Genomic DNA, 13862 nt, shown 5'->3' with positions numbered 1-13862 from the left:
GCCTGCGGGCGGATCAGCAGCTCGCGGCGTCCTGGATGTTCAGCGAGGTGATGATCTGACGGGAGGTGATCTCGTCGTTCGCCAGGCCCCGGGCCACCCAGGTCAGCACCTCGCGCTCACGCCCCGTCAGCTGCCCCAACGCCCCCTCGCCGCACCGCTCCGCCGCCCTCGGGGCGAAGACCTCCACCAGCCGTCTGGTCGCACCCGAGGCGAACAGCACGTCCCCGGTCGCGATCGTGCCGACCGCGGCGAGCAACCGCTCCGGCGGGGTGTCCTTGAGCAGGAAGCCGCTCGCCCCGGCGCGCAGCGCGGCGTAGACGTACTCGTCCAGGTCGAAGGTGGTCAGCATGATCACGCAGGGCCGGACGCCCGACTCGTCGGCGAGCAGCCGCTCGGTCGCGGCAATCCCGTTCATGCCCGGCATCCTGATGTCCATCAGCACCACGTCGGGGCAGTGCCGGGCCGCCACCGACAACGCCTGCTCACCGTCGGCCGCCTCCCAGACAGCTGAGAAGCCGGGGGCCGCGCGTAACAGCGCCGCCACCCCGGCCCGGATCAGGATCTGGTCGTCGACCACCAGCACGCTCGGCACGAATCCGCCCCTCGAAACGCTCAGCTCTCCGGCCGCCCCGGCACCGCCCGGACCGGCAGCGTGAGCCTGACCTCGAAACCCCCGTCGCCGGTCTCCCCGGCCCGCAGCTCACCGCCACAGATCCTGGCGCGTTCCCGCATCCCGATCAACCCGTTCCCGGCCCGGCCCGCTGCCGTGGCCGGCCGGTCGCCGTCGCCCGCGTTCCGCACCGTCACCCGGAGCAGCCCGATGGCCTGACTCACCGTCACCTCGGTGGTCGCGTTCCCGGCATGCTTGGCCACGTTGGTCAGCGCCTCCTGGACCGCCCGGTACGCGCACAGCTCGACGCCCGGCGCCAGCCGTCCGGCCCGGCCCTCCTCGCGGTAGCCGGCCCGCACCCCGGCCAGTCCGGCCTGCACCGAGATCACCGCCATGTGATGGGCCACCACGTCGTGCAGCTCCCGGGCGATCCGCATCCGCTCGTCCACCACCGCGCGGCGGGCCCGGTCCTCCTGCTCCCAGGCCAGTTGGGCGGACAGCCGACGAAGTTCCGCGTTCCGCCGGGCAGTTCGGCGCTGCGCCCGGCCGACCAGGGCGGCCACCGACGGCGCCAGCAGCGCCTGGCTCACCACCACCCCGACCGGCAGCCCGGCGACCCAGCCGTCCTGGACCACCACCGCCACGGTGACCGCGAGCGCCGGGACGGCGACCCGCAACGGCCGCAGCTCGCACACGCCCATCAGCGCGAGCAGCGGCGCCCACCAGTTCATCGACGGCTGGTAGCCCGCGTCCAGGTAGTAGGAGAACGCCAGGCAGGAGGCCAGTAGTACCGGCACCGGGAACCGGTACCGCACGGCCAGCGGCGCCGCCGTCGCCAGCGTCAGCAGCACGGCCGCCAGGTCGAACTGCCGCCACCCGTACGGCTGGTACTCGTGCCCCGCCACGCACCCGGCCACCGTGAACGCCACGGCAGCCGCCACGTCCAGCGCCTGACGCCCGGTGATCGTCCGTTGCCCCATCACAGGGAGGCTAGACCCTGCCCGAACAGCCGTCGTCAACCGCACGGTTGATCTCCCGGCCGGCCCCGAAACGCCGAACGGCCGTGCCGCACCCCTCCACGGGGCACGGCACGGCCGTCGTACGCGACGCTCCGCTACAGGATGTCGCCCGGGGTGTACTTCGCGGCCGCCGGGTGGGCGGTGGCCACGGCCTCGATGCGGCGGACGATCTCGGCGACCTGGGCACCGGCCGCGCCGGTGAAGGAGAGCCGGTCGGCGAGCAGCGCGTCCAGCGCGGCGCGGTCGAGCGGGATCCGCTCGTCGGCGGCCAGCTTGTCGAGCAGCGCGTTCTCCCGCACGCCCTCACGCATCGCGAGCGCCGAAGCGACCGCGTGCTCCTTGATCACCTCGTGCGCGACCTCCCGGCCGACGCCCGCCCGCACCGCGCCCATCAGGACCTTGGTGGTGGCCAGGAACGGCAGGTAGCGGTCCAGCTCGGCCTCGATCACGGCCGGGAAGGCGCCGAACTCGTCGAGCACGGTCAGGAAGGTCTCCAGCAGGCCGTCGAAGGCGAAGAACGCGTCCGGCAGCGCGACCCGGCGCACCACCGAGCAGGAGACGTCACCCTCGTTCCACTGGTCGCCGCCCAGCTCGGCGGTCATCGAGGCGTAGCCGCGCAGGATCACGGCCAGGCCGTTCACCCGCTCGCACGACCGGGTGTTCATCTTGTGCGGCATCGCCGAGGAGCCGACCTGACCGGCCTTGAAGCCCTCGGTCACCAGCTCGTGACCGGCCATCAGACGGATCGTCTTGGCCAGGCTGGACGGCCCGGCCGAGAGCTGCACCAGGGCGGTGGTGACCTCGAAGTCCAGCGAGCGCGGGTAGACCTGGCCGACGCTGGTGAAGACGTTCTCGAAGCCGAGGTGACCGGCCACCCGCTGCTCCAGCTCGGCCAGCTTGTCGGCGTCGCCGCCGAGCAGGTCCAGCATGTCCTGGGCGGTGCCGACCGGGCCCTTGATCCCGCGCAGCGGGTAACGGGCGATCAGCTCCTCCAGCCGCGCGAACGCGACCAGCAGCTCGTCCGCGACGGTCGCGAAGCGCTTGCCGAGGGTGGTCGCCTGGGCGGCGACGTTGTGCGAACGGCCGGCCATCACCAGGTCGCCGTACTGGGCGGAGAGCTTCCCGAGCCGGACCAGCACCGCGACCGTACGGTCCCGGACGTGCTCCAGGGACTGCCGGATCTGCAGCTGCTCGACGTTCTCGGTGAGGTCCCGGGAGGTCATGCCCTTGTGGATCTGCTCGTGACCGGCGAGCTCGCTGAACTCCTCGATCCGGGCCTTGACGTCGTGCCGGGTGACCCGCTCACGGGCGGCGATCGAGCCGAGGTCGACCTGGTCGATCACCCGCTCGTAGTCGGCCACCGCATCGGCCGGCACCTCGATGCCGAGGTCCTGCTGAGCCTTCAGGACGGCGAGCCACAGGTGGCGCTCAAGGACCACCTTGTGCTCGGGGGACCACAGCTGGGCCAGGGTCGCCGAAGCGTACCGGGAGGCCAGGACATTGGGGATCTGGGGCTTCGCGCTCACGCTGCGCAAGCCTAACAGCCCAGGTCAGCCCGGACCCCCGCGGCGCGCCCGCGGGGGGCCGGGGCCGGAATCCCGCTCTCAGTCCCGGCCGATCGAGGCCTGGAGGGCCAGGTGCCGAACGTCCGGGAACGGGTGCGCCCGCAGTGCGTACAACGTCTCCCGCCAGGGCTCCGCCCAGGTGTACCGGGCACCGTGGCCGGTCACGAGTGCGACGGCGAACAGCCCGGGAACGAGCCCGCCGTCGACGGCCAGCCGCTCGGCGGCGGCGAGTACGTGCTCGGAACTTCCCTGCATGCCACCGAGGTTGACGGCCAGGCCGGCGGCGATCACGGGGAAGTCGGCCAGCAGGACGGCCAGCTCGGCCAGCCGGTCCCCGAAGTCCGGCGATTCCGGGTCCAGGGCGTTGGCCAGCTGAGATGCGGCGAACGGCCGCAGCGAGGGCTCGGCCGCCAGGATGGCCGCGATACCGAGCCGGGTCGCGCGGGCCTGCTCGGGCAGCGCCTCCCAGTTCCACATCGACTGGACCAGGCCCATGATCCGACGCCGGGCCGGTCGGTCCCGGTCCGGCCCTTCCGGTTCCCCGGCGCGGACCGCCTCGACCAGCACCGTCAACGTGTCCGCCAGGACGCTCCCCGTCTCGCAGCCCCCGAGCGGGTGCGGCACGTCGGACAGCGCCACCTGGGCCAGGGTGCGGGCGGCGGCGGTCCATCGGCCGGGCTCGTCCAGCGCGGTGACCGACCGGGCCAGGCCCGCCACCGCCTGCGGCGCGTAGCGGGCCCAGAGGGCCATCTGCCCCTGGGCGATACAGGAGACCTGGTGGTCACCCGATCCGGCCAGTCGGCCGACCAGCGCGGCCCAGCGACCGCGGTCCGTGGCCGACAGCTCGTACGGCTTGACGCCCCACAGGACCGCCTGCTGCAAGCCGGGCGCTCCGTCGGCAGCGGCGTCGAGCACCGCCCACAGCCGCTCGTCGCCCAGCCGCCGGGCGGCCCGTCCGACCACCGCGAGGCGGACGTCCGAGTGCTGCTCGGGTGTGCTGAAGGCGGCGCTCAGCAACTCGGCGGCCCGGTCGAGCGGAAGGTTTTCGGCGGCCAACCGGACGGCCTGCTTACGGCTCGTCACCTTGGCGTACTGACCGTCCGTCAGCCCGCCCGGCACGTCGCCGGTCGCGATCGTCCCGAGCGCGGGGGCGAGGTCTCCGGCCCGGGCGAACCGGGCGGCCCGGCTCGCCGCGAACATCGCGACCCGGGCCCGCTCGTCCCCGGCGAGGGCGAACAGGGCGGGCACCGCCGCAGCCGGATCCTCGGTCCAGGGCAGCGCACCGAGCGCGGCCTCCGCGACCACGGTGTCCCCGGCGGCGGCCCACCGGCGGAGCAGCGCGAGACCGTACCCGGGGACGCGGGCGGCGTCCCGAACCGCTGCCGTCCGCTCTGCCTGGCTGCGCGCCGGATCGTCCACCGTACGGGCCAGCCGGCCGGCGACCGTGCGCTGCTGCTCGGGCAGCCACCGGTCGGCGACGGAAAGGTCGGGCAGCGGGTGATCCGCGCGGCCGAAGCGGCCCGCGACGGGCGCGTCGAGCAGCCGGTCGAGCAGGTCGGTACGGGTCCGGGAGAGCACCGCCCGGACGGGGGCGAGCAGGACGGCAGAGGGTTCGGCGGCGAGCAGCACGGCGACTCGCTCGTCCCGGGTGCCGGGATCGCCCAGCAAGTGCCCGACGGCCCTCTCGTACGCGGCATCATCCCCGCTGCGCAGCACCTGTTCCAGCAGGGCGAGGACGACGGGGAGTCCGCGCACCCGGCTGCCGAGGGCATCGGCCGCGGTCAGCAGCAGCCGGGCGTCGCTGCTCCCGGCCGAGCGCTCCAGCAGCTCCCGGAGCAGCGCGACGACGGCTTCCTCGCCTCCCTGCGGCAGGGTCAGCCCGTGCCCCTCGGTCCGCTCGATGGCCCGGACGGCCCAGTCCGCCGGTACTCCGGGCGTCCGGAGCGCCCCGACGGCGAGGCGGGTGAGCTGGGCGCGCGTGTCGGGCGAGCAGTCCCGTGCGTCGAGGGCGGCGCCGGTGAACCTGGCCAACGGCTCGGCGGAGGTCCTGAGCAGGTCAGGCCCGAGCTCCGCGACGGCCTCGACGGCCTCGCGCCGGACCGGGTCCTGCTCGTTGCGCAGCCGCTCGGCGAGTTCCAGCACCTCGCGGACCGCCTCGGGATCGCCGGACCGGCCTGCGGCGAGGATCAGCTCCGACCAGGCCTGGCCCCGCTCGTACCACTCCGCGCTGCGGGTGGCTTCGAGCAGCCGGGGCCGACCCTCGGCGACGGGCAGCACGGTCAGCAGGCTGAGCGAACCGTCCTCGCCCGGCTCGGTGACCCGCATCGCCAGCCAGTCCGCGAGCTCGCCCCCGTGGCCGTCCTCGGCGCGACGCTCCGCGAGCAGGGCCATCGCCCGGGAGCGCCGCTCGGAGCGCGGCAGCACGGCGAGGAGGTTGGAGCCCCACCAGGAGAGGGTGTGCCCCGGCAGAGCTGCCACCGAGTCGAAGAACGCGGCCCGGCGGGCGGGCGGCAGCTGCCGGAGGAGCGCCAGGTGGTCGTCGTGGTACCGGTGGGCGAGCTCGGGAAGCGACGGCGGCATGCTGCGGACCAGCCGACGGGCCAAGGCCCGCCGCAGCGGCGGCGCATAGCGCTCGCGGCCGAAGCCGAGCAGCAACCGGACGGTGCGCTCGGCGTCCGCCCCGGCCAGGTCCGCCAGCCGGTCGCGCAGCGGCCTGAGCAGCTTCCCGGCAGGGTGACGCTCCATCAGCCCGAGCGCCCCGGCAGGTTCGGCGCGAGCGGCGGCGGCCAGCCCGAGAACGTGCCGCTTCCACAGAGCAGGCCCCATCCCACGTGACAGGTCGGCGAGTTGACGCTCCGCCTCCGCCAGCACGGCGGCCGGGTGACGACGGCCGAGCGAGGACGAGAACGCGACGGCGTGCGCCATCCCGGGCAGCTCCCGAGCGACGAACTCCGCCGAGCAGACCGGCAGCAGCCGCGCCGCCTCGGCCGCGCCCCAGCGCTCCCGGAGCTGCGGCACCAGCCGCTCGGCCAGTGCGGTGCGCCGCGCCCGGAGCACCGCGGTGCTCAGCTCGGCCCGCACCGCCGTCGGCGCGTCGAGCAGCGCCTGCTCCACTACCCCGTCCGGGACCGGGAGTTGACCGACCGCCCGGTGTGCGTAGCAACGCACCACCCGGTCCGGGTCGGTCAGCCGCTCGGCCAGATAGTCGGTCTGCCGTCCGGCCTGGGCCGCGAGCGCGGCCAGTCTGCGTTCGTACGGCCCGCCCGAGCCGAGCTCGGCGAGCAGCGCAGGCAGCTCTCCGGAGGGGGCGAGCGCGGCACCGGCGCGGGCGACCTCGCGCAGCCGGAGCGGATGGGGAAGCGGGGCAACGGCGGCGAGCAGACGCTCGGCGGTGAAGTGGGTCATCGCCTGCGATTGTGGCCGCCGACGGCCCCGGGGTCATCCGGTTTTCCGCTCCGGCCGCCGGGGCGCCGACGCTAGGCGGTGAGCAGCGGCAGGACCTGCCGGCACAGACCCTCCAGCGCGACCCGCTGCTCGGGGCTCAGCGAGCCGAACGCGCGGTGCGCCCTGGCCATGTCGTCCCGGACCCGGTCCAGCACCTGGCGGCCGGGGTCGGTGATGGTCACGATCTTCACCCGCCGATCGCCCGGGGCGGCTTCGCGGTGGGCCAGGCCGAGGCCTTCGAGCCGGTCGACGATGCCGGTGACGTTCGAGGCGTCGCAGCCGAGCCGCCCGGCCAGCGCCCGCATCGGGACCGGCTCCTGGACGGCCTTGAGCGCCTTGGCCTGCGAGGAGCTCAGCCCGTGCCGGGCGGCGGCGGCCGCGAAGTCCTGGAAGTAGGCGGCGCCGACTGCGGCGACGGCCTCCATCAGGTCGGCCGTGGAGGGAGGGGTGGTGGTGCCCATGTGGATCAGGGTACGCACAGGTGCTTCAGTTCCTCCAGTTTCGACCTCGTCAAGGGTTGTCCGGCCACCCGGTCAGAGCACCAGCTGATCGAACAGCCGCCGCAGCTCGGCCTCCGGGTCGGCGGTCAGCCCGGTGTGCACCGGCCCCGGCTGGACCACCGCGCTGCGCGGCGCGGTCAGCCAGCGGAACCGCTGCCCGGGGCTGTCCCCCGCTGCCGGACCGGCCTGGCTGCCCCCGGTGCAGACCGCCTCGATCCCGTACAGCGCGCGGCGCACCCCGGCCACGTCCGCCACCGGGTCCAGCGCCAGCAGCCTGGCCTGGTCCAGGTGCGTCCTGGCCGCCAGGTGGGCGCTCTGCCGGCAGTACAGCAGCACCCCGATGTTGATGCACTCGCCGCGCTCGACCCGGGGCACCGCCCGGATCACCGCGTACTCGTAGTCGTGCAGCCCGCCGCTCACGCCGCCACCTCCGGGAGCCAGTCGCGCCGCCCGGCCAGCCGGGCCGTCAGCTTCTCCAGGTACGCCGCCCGGACGGCCGCCGGGCCGTCGAAGCCCGGCTCGTCGGTCAGCCACTCCTCGGGGATCGCGGCCACCGCCTTCGCCAGCGCCGCACCGGCCAGCGGGGCGAGCGCCTCGTCCGCCGCCTTCAGGTCCGGCTCGGCGCCCAGCAGCGCGTGGTCGGCTGCGTCGTACGGCCTGCTCACCCAGTTCGCCGCGCCCGCCCAGTGGTGATGGAAGATCAGGCTGGCGCCGTGGTCGATCAGCCGCAGGCCGCCGGTGGCGACCAGCAGGTTGGGGTTGCGCCAGGAGCGGTCCACGTTGCCGATCAGCGCGTCGAACCAGAGCACCCGCCCGGCCAGTCCGGGGTCCACCTCGAAGCAGAGCGGGTCGAAGTTGAGCGCCCCGCTGACGAACGCCATCCCGAGGTTCACCCCACCGCTGGCCCGGATCTGCTCCTGGATCTGCACCTCGGGCTCGCTCCGCGCCAGCACCGGGTCCAGGTCCAGCCGGACCAGCTCCGGCACCGGCAGCCCGAGCCCGCGCCCCAGCTCCCCGGCCAGCACCTCGGCGACCAGCGCCTTCCGGCCCTGGGCCGCGCCCGACCACTTGAGCACGTACAGCCGATGGTCGTCGGCCTCGACCAGGCCCGGCATCGAGCCGCCTTCTCTGAGTGGCGTCACATACCGGACCGCCGTCACCTCGTGGAGCACCCCGCCACCCTAGCCCCAGCGGTCCGGTGGCAGACCGTCACACCCCGTGCGAGGGTGGCGAACAGTTGCCCCCCGTGTTCGAAGGACGGCTCGACCCCAGCACAGGTAAGGGATGGACGATGGCACGACCTCGAATCCTGATCGTCGGCGGCGGTTTCGCCGGTCTGGAGTGCGCGCGCCGACTGGAGCGCAAGCTCGCCCCCTCCGAGGCGGAGATCACCCTGGTCACGCCGTTCAACTACCAGCTCTACCTGCCGCTGCTGCCGCACGTCGCCGCCGGGGTGCTCACCCCGCAGTCGGTGGCGATCTCGCTGCGCCGCACGCTGCGCCGGACCCACATCCTGCCGGGCGGGGCGATCGGGGTGGACCCGCGCTCGAAGGTCTGCGTGGTCCGCAAGATCACCGACGAGGTGGTGGCGGAGAAGTACGACCAGCTGGTGCTCGCCCCCGGCAGCGTCACCCGGACCTTCGACATCCCCGGGCTGACCGACTACGCGCGCGGCATGAAGACGCTGGCCGAGGCGACCTACGTACGCGACCACGTGATCGCCCAACTCGACCTGGCCTCCGCCACGTTGGACCAGCACGAGCGGGAGTCCCGGCTGCAGTTCGTGGTGGTCGGCGGCGGCTACGCGGGCACCGAGACGGCGGCCTGCCTGCAACGCCTGACCACCGCCGCCAGCAAGCGCTACCCCCGGCTGGACCCCCGGCTGATCAAGTGGCACCTGATCGACATCGCACCGAAGCTGATGCCCGAGCTGGGCGACAAGCTCGGCACCACCGCGCTCCAGGTGCTCCGGGCCCGTGGCGTGGAGGTCTCGCTCGGTGTCTCGGTGGCCGAAGTCGGCGCCGAGACGGTCAAGTTCACCGACGGCCGGGTACTGCCCAGCCGGACCCTGATCTGGACCGCCGGCGTGGCGGCCAGCCCGCTGATCGGCACCCTGGACGCGGAGACCGTCCGCGGCCGGGTCGCGGTGACGGCCGAGATGCGGATCCCGCAGTTCGAGGGCATCTACGCACTCGGCGACGCGGCGGCCGTACCGGACCTCGCCAAGGGCGACGGCGCGGTCTGCCCGCCGACCGCCCAGCACTCGGCCCGGCAGGGCAGGGCGGTGGCCGACAACGTGGTGGCCACGCTGCGCAACCAGCCGCTCGAGCCGTACTACCACAAGGACCTCGGCCTGGTGGTGGACCTCGGTGGCAAGGACGCCGTCTCCAAGCCGCTCGGCATCGAACTCAAGGGCGTACCCGCCCAGTTGGTGGCCCGCGGCTACCACATGATGGCGATGCGGACCAACGCCGCGAAGTTCCGGGTCGGCGCCAACTGGCTGCTGAACGCCACCGCCGGCGACGACTTCGTCCGCACCGGCTTCCTGGCCCGCCAGCCCGCCCGGCTGCGCGACTTCGAGTACACCGACGCGTACCTCACCAAGGACCAGGTCCGCGAACACGCCCAGGCCCTGCTGGCCAAGGGCTGATCCCCCGCCCCGACACTGGCGCTCCCGTCCGACCTGGACGGGAGCGCCGGCGTCCGCACTTGACGCCTATCCACTGTCGGGCCCGAAGGTGGCGACCAGATCGCCTGCGGTGAGCCTCACCAGCTCCTCCGGCGCGGCGTCCAGCGGGCCCGGATACAGCCGGTAGAGCGCCCCGGACAGCCGCTCGGGAGCCGGGACGTCGCCGTCCACCAGAGCCACGAACGCCCGCTGTCCGGCGAGCCGTTCGGTCAGCCGGGCAGCGCCGGGGCCGCTCTGCTCCACCGCTCGCAGCCCTCGCAACCGGGCAGCGAACTCCTCGGCCGGCTCGTCCGGAGCTCGGTGGAAGGCCAGCACCCCGCCACTCCTGCGACGGACCAGCACCTCGGCCGTACTGGCGGCGGCCGTCGCGCAGGCCAGGTCCCACAGCGTGGCCCGGTTGCCGGGTGAGAAGTGGGCGAGCACGTCCTGACTGAGTCGGCCGACCTCCTCCTGGTGCTGGCGAACGCTGTGGAAACCGCCGTCGGCACCGGTGTTGAGGTCCGTCCAGGTGTACTGGCGCTCCGCCAGGTCGATGATCATCGGCACACAGACCTTGGCGTCCCCCGCCAGATCCAGCCGCTGCCGTACGGCGCGCGGATCGAAGTGGCCAGTGCCCGGGGTGGCGGCGTCGAGCTGGATGAACCCAGCGAAGGCGTCGGGCAGTTGGTCGAAGGAGATGTCGTTGTAGCTGAACACGATCATCACCGCGTATCGCGAACGGCCGGCCGCCAGCCTGGTCAGGTCGAGGTCGATGAACTCCGAGGCGCCGTCCGGCGGCGGCGCGGAGACGAAGTCGCCCGAGTGGACCGCCGCCCGGTCACCGTGCACCAGACCGGTGAAGTCGCACAGCCCGGTGAACCGCCAGTCCTCGTCGTACAGGGCCAGCGACAGGTCAAGGTCCACCCGCAGATGCTCAGGCTGCATCCAGTGCAGGAACAGCCGCAGCCGGTCGCCGGCCGGGAGCCGCTGGCGGCTGCCGCGCGGCACCGAGACCAGGGTCCGCGCCGCCGCCCGCTCGGCGAACGGCGCGACCAGGTCGACCAGCCCCTCGTCGATCAGCGCCAGGTCGTAACGGGCACCGCCGACCCTGCGCACCAGCTCGGCCTCGATCAACTCGCAGACCGGGGAGCTCAGTTCGGCTGGCACCACGGTGCCATGGTCCTCCCGGCCGTACGCCAGCGACACCGTGCCGCGCGGAAAGTACAGCCGCCGCTCCCCCACTTCGCGCGGACCGCGCAGCCGCCCGTACGCACCCAGCAGCGGGCCCGGCGCCACCCGGCGCAGTGCGGTGGCCAGGGTCCGTCGCAGGCCCTCGGGAAGCGGGTGCCCTGGGGCGGTGGTGGCGTGCACCCGCAGCAGGTGGTGCAGGCGGCGGGCGAGTTCGCCCGGGCGGGCGGCGAGCACCCGGACGGCACCCTCGGTGTCACCGGCCGCGAGCAGAGTCTCGACCCGCCCTGCGAAGCCGGTGAAGCCCAGCCTGGTCCGGTTCGCCACGGTGACCTGTCGCAGCGGTGCCGGGGGCTCGGCGAACTCCGCGCCGACCGGGTGGGTCCGCAGGTCGTTCTCCCGCAGCAGGACGAACGCCGCCGCGACCTTCCGGTACCGGTGCCGGTGCTCGAAGGGGTGCAGCGACTCGCCCGCCCTGAGCCAGGCGGAGCGGTGTCGGCGCAGGTCCTCGGCGAGCGTCTCCAGGGGCAACGCGTCCAGTAGTGCCAGCAGGTGACGGCGCAGCGGCCGGGGCAGGCTGCGCAGCCGCAGCCCCCGGGCAGTGGCGGGCAGCAAATCCGGCTCGGCGCCGGACCAGGCCCAGAGCAGCCGCAGCACGTCCGTCGCCGTGTCGATCCGGGCGGTCAGCACCGGCAGCGCGCGTTCGGCGTCCCGGCGCAGCAGCGCGGCCAGCACGGTCGCCTTCGTCTCCCGGATCGGTATCCGCTCGGGCAGCCGGTCGGCCAGGTCCTCGGGAGCGATGGCCAGCAGGGCGGTGAGGTCCTCGCGGTCCTGTGGGGAGAGCGGGGTGCGCCGGCCCAGCAGCCGGTCGAACTCGGCCGTCACGGCGGTGATCGTGTCCTGCTCGATCAGTCGCAGCGGCCGCAGGGTCTGCTGAAGCTCGAACGCCTCGGCGGCCTTGCGGCCCGCCCGGTTGTCCTCGCCGAGATAGGTACCGGCGGCGAGCGGGGTGTCGCACAGCGGGCAGCGCTCGGCCCGGCCGGCGGCGGTCAGCCCGTCGAAGCAGCCGCCGCAGATCAGGTGGGCACACGGTGCCAGCGCCCCGACCCCGGCCTCCGAGCCCGCACGGCCGCAGAGGGCGCACGGTTGGCGGGGCTGGCTGAGCAGGAACACCCGGATCTGCCGCGAGTAGAGCAGCTGCGCATGGTCCGGCACCGCGTCCGGGAACCGGCGGAAGAGCGGGGTGTGCTGCCGGTCCGAGCCGAGCCGGTGGTCGATCCGGTCGAGCAGCCCGGCCCCGGTGTCGGCCAGCTTTGTCGGCGGCAACTTGCCCAGTGCACTGCGAAGTTGAGCGGTCATCAGATAGCCGCGCCGGGCCAGGTCGGCGTCGAGGGCCACCAGCCCGCGCACACTCCACGGGTCGGCGGAGGCCAACAGATCGGCGGCGGGGACACAGACCGCACTGCGACGGCGGAGCAGGAAGGAGTCGAGGTCGAGATCGACGTCGAGGGGAGCCGAGGAGGCTCGGGTCATACGGAGAGATCCCCCAGGGAGACGGGAAGAAGAGGGGGGCGGAAAGGGGGCGCGCTGGTCTTTTTCGAGGGGAAAGGAGAAGGAAGCACGCCGCGGAGCCGCCCGCTGCGCCACCGTAGCCGAGCGGGTGCGGCGATGCCCACCGATTAAAATCGGCGGACCGGCCCACGCGGCTCGGAGATCCGAACTACGGGGACCGGCCCGGGTGTTGGACTACTTCGCGACCAGGTACATCCCGGTGGCGTCCTGGCCGGCCGTGTTGCGGCAGGACTGGTCGCCGGTGGGCTTGGCCCAGAGCAGGGTGAGGCAGCGGCCGAGGGCGAGCTGGCCGTAGTAGTTCGGGTGCATGGACTCGCGGGTGTCGCCCTGCGAGGCGCTCAGGCCTGCGTCCACGAAGCGGGCCCACTCGCTGGTGGTGGCGCTCGGGGCGGTGGTCGAGGTGGCCTGCCTGGTGGCCTTGGAGCAGACCTCGCGGCCCGCCAGCATGTCGCGCAGGTCGAGGAACTGCACGCCCTTGGCCTTGGCCACCTTGGCCAGCTCGTCGGAGATCTGCGGGACCAGCGAACTCCGGGCCCAGTCGGCGTCACCGTTCCAGAACGGGCAGCCACCCGTGTCGGCACGGCTCCAGCCGCTCTCGGAGTAGCGCATGTCCGCGCCGCGCGGGATCGGCGAGGGGTAGGACTGCAGCACGATCCGGTACGAGGAGGACGAGTAGCCCGCAGCCGTCATCACCGCGCGGATCTCGTCGACCGACTTGCCCACGCCCGCCATCGCGGCGGGCATCCGGGAGTCGACCACCTCCTGCTGGTCGTCGTGGCAGTACGAGTACCAGATCAGGTAGTCCTTGACGCAGGTCTCGATCACGTCGGCGAAGCCGAGGTCGTTGCCGCCGATCGACAGCGTGATCAGCTTGACGTCGTTGGCGGCCGCGACGGCGGCGAGCTGGTCGGCCTGCGGCAGTTCGCCCTTGTAGGACTGGCCGCCGTTGCTGGCCCGGAAGACGTTCGCCGAGACGGCGCCCGAGCAGGCCAGGTTGATCTGGGTCTGGGCGATGCCGGTCGCGCTGCGCGCCTCGGCCGAGTCCGAACGGTCGCACCCGTTCGCGTAGCTGGTGCCGTAGGCGCGGCTGGGGTCGTACGCGCTGCCGGTCCAGGCCCGGTCGGTACCGGCCCGGCTCCCCGAGGTGACGATGCTGTTGCCCTTCCAGCGCCCGGCCTCGCCGGAGATGTAGCTGTCCCCCAGGGTGACGCTGGCGGTCGGTCCGGTGGCGGCCTGGGCGGGGGTGGCGAGGGCCAGCAGTGGTGCGGTCAGGACTGCTGCAGCCAGCATGGTGGC

General features: G+C 73.6%; 10 protein-coding genes. 1 reads left to right on the top strand and 9 read right to left on the bottom strand.

The features are described 5' to 3' along the window. Positions 1-13 precede the first annotated feature (13 nt). From ACXJMZ_RS11970 to ACXJMZ_RS11940, 7 genes are all read right to left on the bottom strand, one after another. Positions 14-583, bottom strand: a complete 570-nt coding sequence (locus ACXJMZ_RS11970; protein WP_457030010.1) for a response regulator — start codon at positions 581-583, stop codon at positions 14-16. A 29-nt stretch (positions 584-612) separates the two neighbouring features. Then, positions 613-1590, bottom strand: coding sequence for a sensor histidine kinase (locus ACXJMZ_RS11965; protein WP_457029981.1), 978 nt, complete (start codon positions 1588-1590; stop codon positions 613-615). Between the two features lie 134 nt (positions 1591-1724). After that, entirely contained in the window at positions 1725-3164 is a 1440-nt protein-coding gene (purB, locus tag ACXJMZ_RS11960; protein WP_457029980.1) for an adenylosuccinate lyase, read from the bottom strand. Positions 3165-3233: 69 nt separating this feature from the next. Then, entirely contained in the window at positions 3234-6599 is a 3366-nt protein-coding gene (locus ACXJMZ_RS11955) for a hypothetical protein (RefSeq protein WP_457029979.1), read from the bottom strand. 71 nt (positions 6600-6670) lie between these two features. Beyond that, the gene (locus ACXJMZ_RS11950) at positions 6671-7099 is read right to left on the bottom strand and encodes a MarR family winged helix-turn-helix transcriptional regulator (protein WP_457029978.1); all 429 of its coding nucleotides are present in this window, start codon (positions 7097-7099) and stop codon (positions 6671-6673) included. 72 nt (positions 7100-7171) lie between these two features. Next, positions 7172-7558 carry a DUF3037 domain-containing protein gene (locus ACXJMZ_RS11945; protein WP_457029977.1) on the bottom strand — a complete coding sequence of 129 codons (387 nt, stop codon included), beginning with the start codon at positions 7556-7558 and terminating at the stop codon, positions 7172-7174. Further along, the gene (locus ACXJMZ_RS11940; protein ID WP_457029976.1) at positions 7555-8310 is read right to left on the bottom strand and encodes a HipA family kinase; all 756 of its coding nucleotides are present in this window, start codon (positions 8308-8310) and stop codon (positions 7555-7557) included. The genes ACXJMZ_RS11945 and ACXJMZ_RS11940 overlap by 4 nt, the downstream gene beginning before the upstream one ends. A gap of 119 nt (positions 8311-8429) precedes the next feature. On the opposite strand from ACXJMZ_RS11940, the gene ACXJMZ_RS11935 reads away from it, so the two are divergent. Next, on the top strand, positions 8430-9788 hold the full coding sequence (locus tag ACXJMZ_RS11935) for an NAD(P)/FAD-dependent oxidoreductase (protein WP_457029975.1): 1359 nt from the start codon (positions 8430-8432) through the stop codon (positions 9786-9788). Between the two features lie 66 nt (positions 9789-9854). Here ACXJMZ_RS11935 and ACXJMZ_RS11930 read toward each other — a convergent pair whose 3' ends face one another. Both ACXJMZ_RS11930 and ACXJMZ_RS11925 read right to left on the bottom strand, forming a co-directional pair. Continuing rightward, positions 9855-12527 (bottom strand): MXAN_6230/SCO0854 family RING domain-containing protein, encoded by a 2673-nt coding sequence (locus ACXJMZ_RS11930; protein WP_457029974.1) that lies wholly within the window; start codon positions 12525-12527, stop codon positions 9855-9857. A 213-nt stretch (positions 12528-12740) separates the two neighbouring features. After that, positions 12741-13856 carry a GDSL-type esterase/lipase family protein gene (locus ACXJMZ_RS11925; protein ID WP_457029973.1) on the bottom strand — a complete coding sequence of 372 codons (1116 nt, stop codon included), beginning with the start codon at positions 13854-13856 and terminating at the stop codon, positions 12741-12743. Between the last annotated feature and the right edge of the window lie 6 nt (positions 13857-13862).

It is taken from the genome of Kitasatospora sp. P5_F3, assembly GCF_054049135.1.
The sequence above is the reverse complement of the archived record's forward strand: the minus strand, read 5'-3'. Positions and strand labels throughout refer to the sequence as shown.

Excerpts from the sequence above, each read along its gene's own strand:
- ACXJMZ_RS11965 (WP_457029981.1), bottom strand. The coding sequence starts at position 1,590 with ATGGGGCAACGGACGATCACCGGGCGTCAGGCGCTGGACGTGGCGGCT.
- ACXJMZ_RS11935 (WP_457029975.1), top strand. The coding sequence starts at position 8,430 with ATGGCACGACCTCGAATCCTGATCGTCGGCGGCGGTTTCGCCGGTCTG.
- ACXJMZ_RS11925 (WP_457029973.1), bottom strand. The coding sequence starts at position 13,856 with ATGCTGGCTGCAGCAGTCCTGACCGCACCACTGCTGGCCCTCGCCACC.
- ACXJMZ_RS11930 (WP_457029974.1), bottom strand. The coding sequence starts at position 12,527 with ATGACCCGAGCCTCCTCGGCTCCCCTCGACGTCGATCTCGACCTCGAC.
- ACXJMZ_RS11955 (WP_457029979.1), bottom strand. The coding sequence starts at position 6,599 with ATGACCCACTTCACCGCCGAGCGTCTGCTCGCCGCCGTTGCCCCGCTT.
- ACXJMZ_RS11950 (WP_457029978.1), bottom strand. The coding sequence starts at position 7,099 with ATGGGCACCACCACCCCTCCCTCCACGGCCGACCTGATGGAGGCCGTC.